The sequence below is a fragment of the Acidimicrobiia bacterium genome (genome assembly GCA_035651955.1).
In the GTDB taxonomy this organism is placed as follows: Bacteria; Actinomycetota; Acidimicrobiia; order IMCC26256; family JAMXLJ01; genus JAMXLJ01.
On sequence record DASRES010000013.1, the window covers coordinates 1 to 14,742 of the forward strand.

A 14,742-nucleotide genomic window follows, 5' to 3' on the forward strand; every position below is an offset into this window, starting at 1 on the left:
CTGCTCGACGAAGGCGGGAAGCATGACCTCGCGCGCGATGCGGAGGACGAGCGTGCTCGTGTCGTCGGTGGTCGCGGCGGCGACGCTGACGTCGTGCACGACGTCGTCGAAGTCGACCCAGCGCGCGCAGTCGGCGCCGCGAGCCGCGAACCCGACCACGGTCGTCGTCGGCGTCGTCGACGCGGGGGATCCGGTCGCGGGCGCGGCGGTCAGCCTCAGAGCGGCGAACGGCGCGCCGATCGCGACCGCGCCGACTGACACGCTCGCGTCCGGCGCGTTCGCGGTCGAGGCGACCGACCTCCCGCGCGACTTCCGCGTGATCGCGACGGGCGGAACGGTCGACGGGCGCCCGCTCGCCAGCCCGCTCGCAGCCGACGTGCAGGGCTACGACGCGGACCACGGCCTCGTGGCCGTCGACACCGCGACCAACCTCATCGCCGCGTATCGCGACGCGCATCCCGGGACCGATCGTGGCGCCGCGTGGACGAAGGTCGCGGCGACGCTCGGCGTTCCCGCGGGGCTCGACCCGTCGACCGACTTCCGGGTCCCGGACACGATGCTCGACGCGCGCGGTGGCCTCCATGCAGCCCCGACCGCGTCGCCGAACGGCTTCGAGATCGACATCGCGAAGTGGGCGTTCGAGAGCCTCCGCGACGGCGCCAACAGCTACGAGTGCCGGACGAACCCGACCTCCGACAAGTGCAAGTACGCGGGCTTCGGCGACCTCCTGCGCATGGTCGGCACCGAGGCGCAGAAGATGCACCAGGAGGTCATGGACAAGCTCAACCAGATCTCGTCGCAGATCGCCGACCTCAAGGCGAGCCTGCTGGCCGCGATCAACCAGAGCGCGTACGAGAACCTCGTGAACTTCATGAACCCCAGCGCGATCGAGCAGGCCATGCTCGACTTCGCGCTCGTCGGACGCACGTGCGCGGGGCAGCCGGCGCCCTACCCCGTGAACAGCTTCTGCGACGTCGAGCTCGGTGACAACAGCGCGCGGTATCCGGGCAAGCTGCGCGACCAGATCCGCGACCTCATCAACAGCGGCAAGGTGATCGCCCTGCCGAAGCAGATCTCGGGTGACGCGGCGTCGCAGACGACAGGCGTGCTCGACGCGTCGCGGCTGCCGACCGTGTTCTCGAGCGCGGTGTCGAAGCGTCACAGCTTCTTCAACCAGGCCGACTCGGGCCAGCTGCTCGGCGCGGTGCGGTACTTCACCGACCTCGAGGTGTCGATGATCACGCTCGCCGCGAACTACTGGCGGTGGGAGAGCCGCGACGCGACGTCCGTGACGAAGCAGATCGACGCGTACGACGACGCGGTGCAGGGCGCGAGGCGGCCGGACGGGACCCGTACCGGCGGGCAGCTCGCGCGGTTCGCACCGTTGCCGAAGCTCGCGTTCGACTACCGGACCGGTCTGCTGTGGGCGACGTCCGTCGCGTGCTCGTCGCCCAGCACGACCGGCCCGAAGAGCTGCGCGGGTACGTTCGACGGATCGAGGGTCGACCCGACGCAGGACCTGCCCGGGCTCCCGTACGACAACGGCCCGAGCTATCCGGACGACTTCACGTCGAGGGGATGGGCGGTGACGAGCGGTCGCGACGGCGGCTGGCGTGTGCCGACCGAGGCCGACCTGCGACAGCTCCTCGCCGGTCAGACGGGCGCGCCCGGTCCGTGGTTGCGGAACGAGGCCGGGATCACGTTCGACGCGCGCGGCGAGTACGACCTGTGGAGCGCGAACGTCTCGTGTGCATCGCCCCGGCGCGAGACCGACTGGGAGGGCGTGTTCATCGAGTGGGACTGCCTGCAGTGGCAGCGCCGCTACCTCGACGTGGACCGGAACCAGTGGCTCAACAGCACCTCGAACGGATGCAGCGGCGGCCCGTGCGCGGGCTGGTTCCTGTTCGAGCGCCCGACGAGCGCCGACGAGCTCATCACGTGGGGGATCGTCAAGACGACGTGACGGTCGTCCCCCGACGATCGCCCGGTCTGTGTCGTGGCCGCCGCGCAGTGCGGCGGCCACGACGCTCGTGCGTCTCGTGACGCGAGCGGCAACGGGCTCACGACGCGTCGTGTCGCTACGCTTCCGCCGTGGTCGACGAGCGCGTGCTCGCGGCACTCCCGGCGTACGAGATCACGAGCGAGCTGGGTCGCGGCGCGTACGGCGTCGTTCTCGCCGGCCGTCATCGTCAGCTCGGCAGGCTCGTCGCGATCAAGCAGTTGCCGCGCGCGTTCGGCGCCGATCCGGCAGTGCGCGCGCGCTTCATCGCCGAAGCGCGCGTGCTCGCGACGTTGGACCACCCGCACATCGTCGCGATCTACGACTTCGTCGACTACGACGGCCTCTGCCTCCTGGTGATGGAGCGCCTCACCGGAGGAACGGTGTGGAGCCGCTTCCATGCAGGCGGGTTCACACCCGATGTCTCGTGCGCCATCCTGCTCGCGGTCTGCGCCGGACTGCACCACGCGCACCAGCACGGCGTGCTGCATCGCGACATCAAGCCCGAGAACCTGATGTTCTCGGGTGAAGGCACGCTGAAGGTGACCGACCTCGGCATCGCGAAGGTGGTGGGCGGCTCGTCGACGCTCGCGACTCGCGCGGGCGAGGTCCTCGGGACGCCCGCGTACATCGCTCCCGAGCAGGCGCGTGGTGCCGATCTCACGCCCGCGACCGACGTGTACCAGGCGGGGACGCTGCTCTACGAGCTCCTCGCGGGCCGGCTGCCGTTCCCGGCGGACAGCGACCCGGCGACCATCCTCTACCGGCACGTCCACGAGGTCCCGCCGCCGCTGCTCGAGGCCGCGCACCATGTGCCGGCCGAGCTCGCCGCGGTGACGGATCGTGCGATCTCGACGCTGCCCGCGGATCGGTACCAGAGCGCCGAGGAGCTCGGTGTCGCGATCGCGAGCTGCGCGGCACGGACGTGGGGTCGCGGATGGCTCGCGCGCACGAACGTCCCCGTGTCGGCGAGCGGGCCGGTGCTCGCTGCCGCGCTCGGCGAGATCCAACCGGTGCCGAAGGTCACCGTGCCGACCGCGGTCGAGACCGGACCCGCGCGCGGCGAGCCGCGCGAACCCGTCCCCGGCGACTACGTCCCGGTGCAGCTCGCACACCCCGAGCTGCGCGACCACGCCACCGGTGGGGACGACGCGCCGGCCGGCACACCCGAGCCGGTCAGCGTCGACGAGCACGTCGAGGAACCGGCGGTCGCGGACGTGCCAGTCCCGGCGGATGTCTCGGACGCGACCCGCGCGCGCACCAGCGACGCACCGTCGGTCGCCGACCCGCGCGCGCCGGAACGCGCCGCGGACCGCGACCGGGCGCACGATCAGCCCGACAGCACGCGCGCTCGACGACCGCGGCAGCGAGCCCTCGTGGCCGCGATCGCGGCTGCGATCGTCGTCTTGGCCGGAGTCGCCGCGATCGCCTGGACGCTGACCCGCGGGGGCGGCAGCCATCCCGAGCGCGCGGCGCGGTCGACGCCGGCCGCGCCCGTCAACGCCGCCCCGACCGCCTGGCGCGCCTTGCCGGACGCGCCGACCGCGCGTCAACAGGTGGCGTCGACCGTGTACCAGGGCCGCGTGTGGGTGCTGGGCGGTCTCACGAACGGCGCCGCCACCACGAAGGTCGAGGCGTTCGACCCGGCGATCGAGAACTGGACGGCGGGGCCCGACCTCCCGTTGCCGCTGCACCACGAGATCGCGGTCGACTACCACGGCGAGATCGTCGTGATGGGCGGCTGGGTGCCCGACGGCCCGACCCTGGACGCGACGACCTCCGACCGCGTGTTCGCGTTGCGCGGTGGGAGTTGGGTCGAGCTGCCCCACATGAACCACGCGCGCGCGGCAGGCGCCGCGGCGGTCGTCGACGATCGGATCGTCGTCACCGGCGGCCAGGCGAACCACCTCCTCGTACCGCAGACCGAGGTGTTCGACGGGACGCGCTGGACGGACGTCGCGCCGATGCCTACCCCGCGCGACCATCTCGCCGCGGCGTCCGACGGCCGGTACCTGTACGCAGTCGGCGGGCGCGCGCTGTCGGCCGACAAGAACTTCGCGGCGCTCGAGCGCTACGACCCGTCGACGAACCAGTGGACGGAGCTCCCGCCGATGCCGACCGCGCGCGGCGGCCTCGGCGCGGCGGTCGTCGGGAACCGGCTCGTGACGCTCGGCGGCGAGGCCCCGACGTCCGTGTACGGCACCGTCGAGGTGTTCGACCTCACGACCGGCACGTGGTCGAAGCTCACGCCGATGCGCACACCACGCCACGGTCTCGCGGTGCTGTCGGTCGGCACGACGTTGTACGCGTTCGACGGCGCGGGCGCACCCGGTCACGTCGACTCGCTCGCGACCGCCGAGTCCGTCGATCTGCGCGCGTTCCCGAACGCGTCGCCGTGGCGCGCGCTGCCTGACGCTCCGATCGCGCGGCAACAGGTCGCGTCGACGACGTTCCAGGGGACGCTGTGGATCTTCGGCGGTCTCGTCGGCGACGGCACGACGTCCACCGCGAAGGCGCTGGGATACGACCCGACGATCTCGACATGGGAGGCCGGGCCCGACCTCCCGCTGGCGCTGAACCACGCGACGGCGGTCGTCGACCGCGGCGAGATCGTGGTGATCGGCGGCTGGGTGCCGTCGGGATCGAGCACGGACGCGATCGTGTCGGACCGCGTGTTCGCCTTGCGGGGCGGGAGTTGGGTCGAGCTGCCGCACCTGAACCACGCGCGCGCGGCCGGAGCCGCGGCGGTGGTGGGCGATCGCGTCGTCGTCACGGGTGGCCAGGCGAACCACCGGCTCGTCCGCGAGACGGAGGTGTTCGACGGGACGCGCTGGCGCGACGTCGCTCCGATGCCGACGCCGCGCGACCACCTCGCGGCTGCGTCCGACGGTCGGTACGTGTACGCGGTGGGCGGACGGATGCTGTCGTCCGACAAGAACTCCGGCGCGGTGGAGCGTTACGACCCCGCGTCCGACACGTGGACGAAGCTGCCCTCGATGCCGACGCCGCGCGGTGACCTCGGCGCGGTCCTCGTCGGCCACCGGCTCGTCACGCTCGGCGGCGAGAGCCCGACCTCGGTGTACGGCAACGTCGAGGCGCTCGATCTGACGACACGAACGTGGTCCGCGCTCCCGCCGATGAGGACGCCGCGCCACGGCATGGCCGTCCTCGCCGTTGGTGACAACGTCTACGCGATCGGCGGTACGGCGACGCCGGGGCACGTCGCCTCGCTGACCACCGCCGAGGCGTTCACGCTCGGCTGACGGCGCGCCGGGGCGAGCCTCACGGGTCCACGACCTCGCCCGCGATCGGCAGGCGCAGCGCGTGCACGAGGACGGGGTCCCGGAGGCCCTTCACCGTCACCTGCTGGGCGTCCTCGAACGGATAGTGCGCGCCGACGTCGGCGTACAGCGCGTCGTCGACGAGGACGTCGCCGTAACCGTGGCGCGCAGCCAGCGCGGACAGCCGGAACGCGCGGTTGGCCGCATCGCCGACGACGCCCAGCAGCGCACCCGTCATGGAGCTCATCGAGGACTCACCGCGCGCGACCCCCCAGCCCATCCGGATGGGTCCGCCGTCGACCGCGTGCAGCGCGAGCGTCGAGGCGACCGCATCGACCCGCGCGGCCGCCGCGACGACGAAGTCGAGCGCGTGGCGGGGCGCGTCCGGAACCGAGTCTGTCTCCCAGACCGCGAAGAACGCGTCACCGACGTAGTTGCTGAGCGTCCCCTTGTAGCGCGTCAGGAGCGCGCGCAGCTCCACGAGCACCGCGTCGAGGCTCTCCATCACGACGCGGCTCGGCACCGTGTGGCTGATCGTCGAGAACCCGACGATGTCGCCGACCACCGTCACGAGATCGGCGTCGGTCACGTAGCGGATCGTCTGGGTCCCCGCCGGCGCGCCCTGCGGGCGCGACCAGTCCGTGCGGAACTCGAGGTCCATGGAGCCGACCGTCAGGTGGTCGCCGGACGCGAGCGGGACGGGCACCGCGCGCTCGATGCGGACACCGTTGAGGCGCGTGCCGTTCGTGCTCGTGTCGACGACCGACGCCCCGTGGTCACGCCGGACGCGGATCTCCAGATGGTTGCGGGACACGTTGACGTCGTCGACGAGGAGCCGGTGACGTTCCTCGATGCCCGTGCAATCGCGTCCCACGAACAGACGGTCGTAGATCGCGATCTCCTGCGGGTCGTTCGAGCCCACCCGGGCGATGAGGTGCGCGTCCGGCCTCACCTCGTCGGCCATGCCGCGCACTCTAGGGACGCGCGCCCGAGCCTGCCGAGGAGAAGCGCTCGACGGCCGGGTCCGTCGCTCGCGGACGGCGACCACGCGGCCCGATTCCTCGGCCGCCGGTGTCGATGCGGCCACATGCCGTTCGTCGGTTGGGTAGAGCCGACGAACCGACCCGGATCGCGGCACCCACCGACGTGACAAGGGAGGGCTCCCATGAAGGCCGTTCGCATCCGTGAACCGAAGGGCTTCGAGGGCATCGACGGTCTCGTCTACGAGGACGCGCCCGATCCGCGGCCCGCCGTCGCCGACGCGCTCGTCGAGGTGCGCGCCGCGAGCTTCACGCCGACCGAGCTGATGTGGCCGCTGGCGACCGACCGAGCCGGGCACGAGCGGGGCGCGCGCATCCCGGCCCACGAGGGGTCGGGCGTCGTCGTCGCGCTCGGCTACGGGGCGGCCGGCGTGTCCGTCGGGGACGAGGTGTTCGGTCTCATCGACGGGTACCGCGACGGGTGGGCCGCCGACTACGTCGCGATCGAGGTTCGCAGCCTGGCGCCCAAGCCGGCGACCGTCGACTTCGTGCAAGCCGCGGCCATCCCGCAGGCCGGCCTGACGTCGTGGCAGGCGCTGTTCGACCACGGCCACCTCGAACGCGGGCAGACCGTCGTCGTGCACGGTGCTGCGGGTGGGGTGGGGTCGACGGGCGTGGAGCTCGCCCACTGGGCCGGCGCGCACGTCATCGGGACCGGCCGGGCCAACGCGCGCGACCGCGTGCTGGAGCTCGGTGCGGACGAGTTCGTCGACGTCGACCGTGAAGGCTGGGAGACCAGCGTCGGCCAGGTGGACCTGGTCTACGACGCGATCGGGGGCGACGTGCTCGCCGGGTCACCGGCGATCGTCAAGCCTGGTGGCGCGCTCGTCTCCGTGATGGCGCCGCCCGAGACCGACCGAACCGACATCCGGACCGTCCACTTCGTGCGGGACGCGAACGGCACGCAACTGCGCGAGATCGCCCGTCTCGTCGACGAGGGGACGCTGCACGCGCACGTCGGCGCGGTCTACCGCCTCGCCGACGCGCGCGAAGCGTTCATGGCGAAGTCCACGGAGCACATCCCGGGCAAGGTCGTGCTCACACCCTGACGTCGCGCGGTCGTCGTTCGGTCGTTCGTTCGTGGAGGTGGCGGGAGTCGAACCCGCGTCTTCCGAGCTCTTGCCGGGGCTTCTCCGAGCGCAGCCGATGAGGAGAGTCTCGGGTCACCGCCGTTCACCGGCGCCTGACGGCGACCCCAGCCCGAGTGCGATGTCCCGCCGGGCCCTCGGGCATGTCCCGGCGGTGAGTCGCTCTGCATGACGCCCACGATCCGACCGAGCGACCGGGCCGGAATGGACGCGCTACCTAGTGATTAAGCAGCGAGTGCGAGGTTGTCCTCGGCATGTATTTGTGGTGCCGGCTCTTTCACGACGATCCGGCGACGTCGGCTCGCTTCACCCGCCTCGATCCTCGGAATCGAAGCCACGCACCCCCTTGTCAAGCGCCCGGTCGTGCGTGTGACCGGAACGTTCAGTCTACAAGCGCCACGGCTCGGGCAATCCCGCCTGCCGCTTGTGCGTCGTGCGTCGCCGCATGGCGGCGCTCGGCCAGGCACACGTGCGGGGCGGTCACCACAACGAGAGCTCCTCGACGGCGACGAGCGCGGCCTTGAGGCGGACGCGGGCCGCCTCCCGTGCGTCGAGCGGTGGCGCGGGCGCGGCCGTCGTGGCGACGGTCGGACCCGCGGGCAGTGCCGCGACCGCGCCCAGCACCCCGGCGACGTCGCCGTGCGCCGGCCCGCCGTGCGCCGGGTCGCCGTGTGCCGGCTGCGGGCGCTCACGCTCCGCCCTCGCGACCGACTCCGTGTAGACGGCGTGGGCCGACTCCCACAGCTCGTTCAGCGCGTCGAGCCAGTTCCCGAGCGCCTCGCCGTGCAGGCTCTGCAGCGCCAGGCGGGCCTCGGGCACGACGTAGTGCTCCCACAGCAGCATCCCGGGCGGGTCGCCCTCGATCGGTGACGGGTCGTCGTGCACGTCGTCCGGGTAGCCGGCGAGCCGGGCCGACGACCTCGCCTGCGCCTCGATCGCGGCCGCGACCGTCTGCTCGAGGGCACGTTGCCGCGCCTGCGCGCTGAGGCCGCCGTTGCGGTGGCGCACGTCGTCCGACAGCAGACGGGCGACCTCGAGCCAGTCGTCGAGCTCGGCGTCGGCACCGGCCTCGGCCAGCGCGAGCACGTGCTCGGCGACGCTCGGGTACGTCTCGAGGATCACCGCGCGGAACCGGCGCCGTCGCCGCTCCGCGGCGTGGTCATGGGCGCCGGCCGACGGACGCGCGACGGCGACCACGGGTGCGGCCGCCGGCTCGACCTCCATGATCTCGTCCTCGACGATCTCGCCGTCGACGACGTCGTCCTCGGCGGGCTCCCAACCGTCAGCGGGCGCGCCGGGACGGTCGACGGCCTCGGTCAGGCCGCGCAGCCGTCGAAGGGCGCGCTCGCGCCACGGCCGTCTCGCGTGGTCGACCACCCCGTCTCATCGACCGCAATCGCCTTGGCTCCAGCGTTCATGCGTCGTTGGTCGTCGTACAGCAACGACGAGCGACGCATGAACGTCAACGGCTACCCGCGGCCCCGGGCCTTCAGCTCCCGCTCGGCCTCGCGCTTCGCGTCGCGGGCTGCGATCGCCTGGCGCTTGTCGTAGCTGCGCTTGCCCCGTGCGAGCGCGAGCTCGACCTTGGCCCGCCCGTCCTTGAAGTACACGCGCAGGGGGACGAGCGTGACGCCCCGCTCATCCGTCTTGCGCGCGAGCTCGTCGATCTCGCCCCGGTGCAGCAGCAGCTTCCGCTTACGGACGGGGTCGTGCTCGGCGCGCGAGAACGCGTACGGCGACACGTGCATGCCGTGCAGGAACACCTCGCCGTTTTCGACGCGCGCGTAGGCGTCCTGCAGGTTGGCGCGACCGTCGCGGATCGACTTCACCTCCGCGCCCGCGAGCATGATGCCCGCCTCGTATGTGTCGAGCACGAGGTAGTCGTGTCGCGCGCGCCGGTTGGTGATGACGGTGCGGTCGCCGCGCTCGCGCTTGTCTGCCATGACGACGACCGACGCTACTAGCGGCTACGAGCGCGGCAGCCCCAGCAAACGTGAAGCTTCGGGAGCAGACGCGACCGGGCGTCCGACCTCCGCGCACAGCTTCGCCGCGCGACGGACCGCGTCGACGTTCGGTCCGCCGTCCTGGTCGTCCTCCAGCCCGACGCGCAGGTGGCCGCCCTGCTCCAGCGCGAGCCGGGCGACGGGCGTGTCGAACACGTTGCCGCCGAGCACCGCGACCGCCCACGGTATGTCGCGCGCCCCGAGCATCGAGACGTACATCGCGAGAGCCTCCGCGGTCGGCGGCGCACCCCACAGCGGCAACGCGTCCGGCCCGCCGAGGAACGCGCCACCCGAGAAGTAGAACTTGACCAACGTCCCGGCCGGCAGCGCGCCCGCGTCGTAGTACGCGAGCACGACGCGCAGGAACCCGGGCTCGTAGCACGCGACGCTCGGACCGAGCCGCAGACGCGCGCACACGTCGAGGACGTACCGGATGTCGCGGAACGTGTTGGTGTACACGTAGTCGGACTCGGGTGGCAGCCCGTCCGCTCCGGTGCCGCCGAGGTTGACCGAGCCGGTGTCCGCGAACCCCGCTCGGATCAGGCCCTCGTCGGCGAGGATCTCGATGTGCCGGTAGCGGTCGGCCATCGTGGGACCCAGCCCGCTCGTCGGGTACAGGATCGCGTCGGGCCGCTCGCGCAGCACCGCGCGGTACGCCTGCGCGTACGCCTCGGCGTTCTGCTCCGCCGGCGCGCGCATGTCGTGGCTGTGCGTGTGCACGACCGTCGCACCCGCGTCGATGCACGCGATCGCGTCCGCGGCGAGCTCGTCGGGCATGACGGGCACGATCGGGTTGCGTTCCCGGCGGGTCACGCCGTTGAGCGCGGCCTCGATGACGACGGGCGTCCCGTCGATGTCCTCGATCACGGCGTCCTCGCTCACGGTGTCCTCGCTCACGGCGTCCTCGATCACGGCGTCCTCGATCACGGTGTCGGCCATGGTGGCAGTATCACCGCGCATGCGGACCCGTGTCACCGAGCTCCTCGGCGTCGAGCACCCGATCATCCAGGCGCCCATGGGCTACATCGCCCGCGCGCAGCTCGCGTCGGCGGTCTCCAACGCCGGCGCGATGGGGATCATCGAGACGTCGTCTGGCCGGCTCGACGAGGTGCGCGACGAGATCCGCACGATGCGCGACCTCACCGACAAGCCGTTCGGCGTCAACATCGCGCAGCTGTTCGTACGCGATCCGTCGATCGTCGACTTCGTCGTCGACAACGGCATCCGGTTCGTCACGACGTCGGCCGGCGATCCCACCCGGTACACGACGCTGCTGAAGGAGGCCGGCCTCACCGTGTTCCACGTCGTGCCGACGTTGCGCGCCGCGCTCAAAGCCGTCGGCGCGGGGGTGGACGGGCTCGTCGCGGAAGGCGGCGAGGGCGGCGGCTTCAAGAACCCGCGCGACGTGTCGAGCATGGTCCTGATCCCGCTCGTGTGCTCGAAGGTCGACGTGCCGGTCGTCGCCGCCGGTGGCATCGCGGACGGGCGCTCGATGGCCGCCGCGATGGCGCTGGGCGCCGAGGGCGTGCAGATGGGGACACGCATGGTCTCGGCCGAGGAGTCGCCCGTGCACGCGAACTACAAGCAGCTCGTGATCGACTCGGCCGAGACCGACACCGTCTTCCTCAACCGCTTCTCGCGACCCGGCTTCCGGGTGTTGCGCACCGCGTACAGCGAGGCGCTCGAGCGTGACGAGTCGGTGTCGCTCGGTGAGCTCGCGCGCATCCTCGACCTGTACTTCAACGGCAACCTCGAGGGTGGGTTCGCGTTCGGCGGTCAGGTCGCCGGACGCATCGACCGCGTCCGGCCCGTCCGCGAGATCATCGAGACGACGGTGGCCGAGTGTCGTGACGTGCTCGTCGCGCTCGGCAAGCGCGCGGCCGAGGAGTGAGCGCGCACGAGCACGGGCGCGCGCACGGTCGGGCGCACGGCTTCGACACGGAGGCCGAGGCCGCCCGGCTCGAGCGCGAAGCAGAAGGCCTGCTCGACGAGGTCGAGCGCGCGGCGGCGCTGCTCGCCGGCGCGGCCGGGCGGCGCGGCGTCGACGTCCGTCGCGTGCTCGACATCGGCTGCGGTCCGGGCGTCGCGACGTGCGTCCTCGCCCAGCAGTTCCGCTCGGCGACCGTCGTCGCCGTCGACTCGTCACCGACGATGCTCGAGCACGCGGCCGCGCGTGCCGCACGGCTCGGACCCGCGGCACGGGTCGAGACGCGACGCGTCGACCTCCCCGATGCGGTCGACACACTTGGGCGCGCGGACGTTGCATGGGCGTCGATGGTGCTGCACCACGTCGGCGACGAGCGCGCCGTGCTGCGCGCGCTCCGCGAGCTGCTCGTGCCGAGCGGCCTCCTCGCGGTCGTCGAGCACGCGCCCATGCGCGACGCGCTCCACGACTCCGACTTCGTGCTCCTCGGCGACGAGCCGCTCGGCGACACACGCCGGCTCTCGGTCGCGGCCCCCGCCTGACCTGCGCGTAGAGTCCCGTCCCGCCCGTGACGTCAGGTGACCACGGAGGTCCGTCTCGATGCCCGCTTCCGGTTCGATCCTCGGCAACGCCGTGCGACGCCGCGAGGATCCCGGCATCCTGCGCGGCGAGACGCGCTACTTCGACGATCTGCAGCTGCCCGACCTGCTGCACGTGGTGTTCGTGCGCTCGACGATCGCCCACGCCCGGATCACCGAGGTCGACACGAGCGAGGCGGCCCGGATGCCGGGCGTCGCCGCCGTGTACGCGGCCGCCGACCTCGACCTCGCGCCCGTGCAGGGCTTCGTGATGCTGCCGCCGGTGTTCGCGCGTCCGCCGCTCGCGTCCGAGGTCGTCCGCTTCGTGGGCGACATCGTCGCGGTCGTCGCCGCGGAGACGCGCGCGCAGGCGACGGACGCGGCCGAGGCCGTGATCGCCGACTACGACCCCCTGCCGGTGGTGGTCGACCCGGAAGCGGGCCTCGCGGACGACGCGCCCGTCCTGTTCCCGGACCACGGGTCGAACGTCGCGATGACGTTCGACTTCGGCGACGACCCGAACCTGCTCGACGGCGCGGATGTCGTCGTGAAGGGCCGGTTCGTCAACCAGCGCGTCGCCGCGATCCCGATGGAGCCCAACGGGATCGTGGTCGACCCGCGGCCGGCCGACGGGGTCGACCTCACCGTCTGGGCGCCGACGCAGGCACCGTTCGGCGTGCGCGACCCGCTCGCCGCCGCGCTCGGTCTCGACACGGACAAGGTGCGCGTGATCGCGCCCGCCGTCGGCGGAGGGTTCGGCGCCAAGACCGGCTTGTACGTCGAGTACGTGATCGCCGCCACGATCGCACGCGCGCTCGGCCGTCCGGTGAAGTGGGCGGAGACGCGCTCCGAGAACCTGCTCGCGATGGTGCAGGGTCGCGCGCAGATCCAGTACGTCGAGATGGGTCTCAAGCGCGACGGCACGATCGTCGCGGTGAAGGCCGACATCGTCGGTGACGCGGGTGCGTACCCGAGCACCGGCGCGTTCCTCCCGTACCTCACGCGCATGATGGGGCAGGGCGTCTACCGCATCCCGAAGGTGCAGGTGACGTCGCGCAGCATCGCGACCAACACGACACCCGTCGCCGCGTACCGCGGTGCGGGCCGTCCGGAGGCGACCGCGTTCCTCGAGCGCATCGTGGACATCGCGGCCGACGAGCTCGACATCGACCCGGTCGAGATCCGCCGGCGGAACTTCCTCCAGCCGGACGACTTCCCGCTCACGACGGCGACGGGCGCGAACTACGACGTCGGCGACTACGAGAAGGCGCTCGACGAGGCGATCCGCATCGCTCGCTACGACGAGCTGCGCGCCGAGCAGCGCGCGCGACGCGAGCGCCGCGACGTGAAGCAGCTCGGCATCGGTGTGTCCGCGTACGTCGAGGTGACCGCGGGTGGCCTGTTCCAGGAGTTCGGATCGGTCGAGGTGCACGACGACGGCACGGTGACGGCCGCGGTCGGGACGTCCGCGCACGGCCAGGGTCACGAGACGGCGTTCTCGATGATCGTCGCCGACATGCTCGGCGTCCCGATGGAGTCGGTGCGCGTCGTGCAGTCCGACACCGCGCTGGTGCCGCGGGGGAGCGGCACGATGGGCTCGCGGTCACTGCAGACGGCCGGCAGCGCGCTGTTCCAGGCGAGCGAGGCGGTGCTCGACAAGGCGAAGCAGCTCGCGGCGCACCTGCTCGAGGCGAACGCCGACGACATCGTCCTCACCGACGACGGCCGGCTGGGCGTGGCGGGTGTGCCGGCGTCCGCGCTGTCGTGGGCCGAGCTGTCGGCCGCGGCGAACGACCCGTCGAAGCGGCCCGACGGGATGGAGCCCGCGCTCGCCGTCGCGCTCGACTTCAACCAGGGCGAGGCCTCGTACCCGTTCGGCGTGCACGTCGCGGTCGTCGAGGTGGACACCGAGACCGGCCGCGTCGAGCTCCTCCGGCACGTCGCGGTCGACGACTGCGGCCGCGTGCTCAACCCGCTGCTGACCCGCGGCCAGGTGCACGGTGGCGTCGCGCAGGGCGCGGCGCAAGCGCTCTTCGAGGGCGTCGTCTTCGACGAGGACGGCAACCCGCTCACCGCCAACCTCATGGACTACGCGATGCCGAGCGCGGCGGAGCTGCCGAGCTTCGAGACCACGCACACCGAGACTCCCACACCGCTCAACCCGCTCGGCGCGAAGGGCATCGGCGAGTCCGGGACGATCGGGTCGACGCCCGCGGTGCAGAACGCCGTCGTCGACGCGCTCTCGTACCTCGGCATCCGTCATCTCGACATGCCGGCGACGCCCGAGCGCGTGTGGCGCGCGATCGAGTCCGCTCGCGTGTCGTCGTGACCGGGCGGTCTGCGTTCGCGCGGCCGACGTTGCGGCTGTCGGTGCGCCAGTACGAGACGATCGTCGGCCACTGCTACGACGGTCTCCCCGACGAGGCGTGCGGCCTCCTCGGCGGTGCTGTCACCGAGGACGGCGAGCCGACCGGGTTGGTCACGAGCGTCTACCCGGCCCGCAACGCGGACGCGTCGGCACGGACGTACACCGTCGACTCGCGCGACATGATCCGCGCGCTGCGCGACGCCGAGGGTGCAGGCGGCGCGCTGGTCGGCGTGTGGCACTCGCACACCCACACCGACGCGTACCCGTCGGACACCGACGTCCGCCAGGCCGCGGAGCCGGGCTGGGTGTACGTGATCGTGTCGCTGAAGGACGGCGCGCCCGTCCTGCGCGCCTACCGCATCCGCGACGGCGAGATCCGCGAGACCCAGGTCGTGGTGGAGATGCGGCACTGACTGACGCTTTCCGTCGGTCAGTGCCGCATCTTCGTAATTCCGACCGTC

Annotated in this window: 11 protein-coding genes and 1 other RNA gene; 7 read left to right on the forward strand and 5 right to left on the reverse strand. The window is 72.2% G+C overall.

Features of this window, described 5'->3' with window-relative positions; translation table 11 throughout:
• A partial coding sequence (locus VFC33_03255) for a hypothetical protein (protein HZR12247.1) occupies window positions 1-1,963 on the forward strand: 1,963 nt, incomplete at its 5' end.
• 128 nt (window positions 1,964-2,091) lie between these two features.
• On the forward strand, window positions 2,092-5,262 hold the full coding sequence (locus VFC33_03260; protein ID HZR12248.1) for a kelch repeat-containing protein: 3,171 nt from the start codon (window positions 2,092-2,094) through the stop codon (window positions 5,260-5,262).
• Between the two features lie 19 nt (window positions 5,263-5,281).
• Here VFC33_03260 and VFC33_03265 read toward each other — a convergent pair whose 3' ends face one another.
• Complete coding sequence (locus VFC33_03265) at window positions 5,282-6,244, reverse strand: adenylate/guanylate cyclase domain-containing protein (protein HZR12249.1); 963 nt, start codon at window positions 6,242-6,244, stop codon at window positions 5,282-5,284.
• A gap of 201 nt (window positions 6,245-6,445) precedes the next feature.
• Here VFC33_03265 and VFC33_03270 point away from each other — a divergent pair, with 201 nt between their 5' ends.
• The gene (locus VFC33_03270; GenBank protein HZR12250.1) at window positions 6,446-7,369 is read left to right on the forward strand and encodes an NADP-dependent oxidoreductase; all 924 of its coding nucleotides are present in this window, start codon (window positions 6,446-6,448) and stop codon (window positions 7,367-7,369) included.
• Between the two features lie 29 nt (window positions 7,370-7,398).
• Here VFC33_03270 and ssrA read toward each other — a convergent pair.
• From ssrA to VFC33_03290, 4 genes are all read right to left on the reverse strand, one after another.
• Window positions 7,399-7,754, reverse strand: a transfer-messenger RNA (tmRNA) gene (ssrA, locus tag VFC33_03275).
• 134 nt (window positions 7,755-7,888) lie between these two features.
• Window positions 7,889-8,785 (reverse strand): hypothetical protein, encoded by an 897-nt coding sequence (locus VFC33_03280; GenBank protein HZR12251.1) that lies wholly within the window; start codon window positions 8,783-8,785, stop codon window positions 7,889-7,891.
• 92 nt (window positions 8,786-8,877) lie between these two features.
• Window positions 8,878-9,351: an SsrA-binding protein SmpB gene (gene smpB / locus VFC33_03285; protein HZR12252.1), complete on the reverse strand. Its 474-nt coding sequence runs from the start codon at window positions 9,349-9,351 to the stop codon at window positions 8,878-8,880.
• A 24-nt stretch (window positions 9,352-9,375) separates the two neighbouring features.
• Window positions 9,376-10,350 (reverse strand): 3-keto-5-aminohexanoate cleavage protein, encoded by a 975-nt coding sequence (locus tag VFC33_03290; GenBank protein HZR12253.1) that lies wholly within the window; start codon window positions 10,348-10,350, stop codon window positions 9,376-9,378.
• A 19-nt stretch (window positions 10,351-10,369) separates the two neighbouring features.
• Here VFC33_03290 and VFC33_03295 point away from each other — a divergent pair, with 19 nt between their 5' ends.
• The 4 genes from VFC33_03295 to VFC33_03310 are packed head-to-tail and all read left to right on the forward strand — an operon-like array spanning window position 10,370 to window position 14,694.
• Window positions 10,370-11,302 (forward strand): nitronate monooxygenase, encoded by a 933-nt coding sequence (locus VFC33_03295; protein ID HZR12254.1) that lies wholly within the window; start codon window positions 10,370-10,372, stop codon window positions 11,300-11,302.
• On the forward strand, window positions 11,299-11,877 hold the full coding sequence (locus VFC33_03300) for a class I SAM-dependent methyltransferase (protein ID HZR12255.1): 579 nt from the start codon (window positions 11,299-11,301) through the stop codon (window positions 11,875-11,877). The genes VFC33_03295 and VFC33_03300 overlap by 4 nt, the downstream gene beginning before the upstream one ends.
• A 58-nt stretch (window positions 11,878-11,935) precedes the next feature.
• Complete coding sequence (locus VFC33_03305) at window positions 11,936-14,242, forward strand: xanthine dehydrogenase family protein molybdopterin-binding subunit (GenBank protein ID HZR12256.1); 2,307 nt, start codon at window positions 11,936-11,938, stop codon at window positions 14,240-14,242.
• A complete protein-coding gene (locus tag VFC33_03310; GenBank protein ID HZR12257.1) occupies window positions 14,239-14,694 on the forward strand; it encodes a M67 family metallopeptidase in 456 nt (151 codons plus the stop codon). Before VFC33_03305 ends, VFC33_03310 begins: the two co-directional genes overlap by 4 nt.
• The last annotated feature ends 48 nt before the right edge of the window (window positions 14,695-14,742 follow it).

Coding starts and splice junctions, on each gene's coding strand:
- VFC33_03270 (HZR12250.1), top strand. CDS start 6,446: ATGAAGGCCGTTCGCATCCGTGAACCGAAGGGCTTCGAGGGCATCGAC.
- smpB (HZR12252.1), bottom strand. CDS start 9,351: ATGGCAGACAAGCGCGAGCGCGGCGACCGCACCGTCATCACCAACCGG.
- VFC33_03295 (HZR12254.1), top strand. CDS start 10,370: ATGCGGACCCGTGTCACCGAGCTCCTCGGCGTCGAGCACCCGATCATC.
- VFC33_03265 (HZR12249.1), bottom strand. CDS start 6,244: ATGGCCGACGAGGTGAGGCCGGACGCGCACCTCATCGCCCGGGTGGGC.
- VFC33_03305 (HZR12256.1), top strand. CDS start 11,936: ATGCCCGCTTCCGGTTCGATCCTCGGCAACGCCGTGCGACGCCGCGAG.
- VFC33_03290 (HZR12253.1), bottom strand. CDS start 10,350: ATGGCCGACACCGTGATCGAGGACGCCGTGATCGAGGACGCCGTGAGC.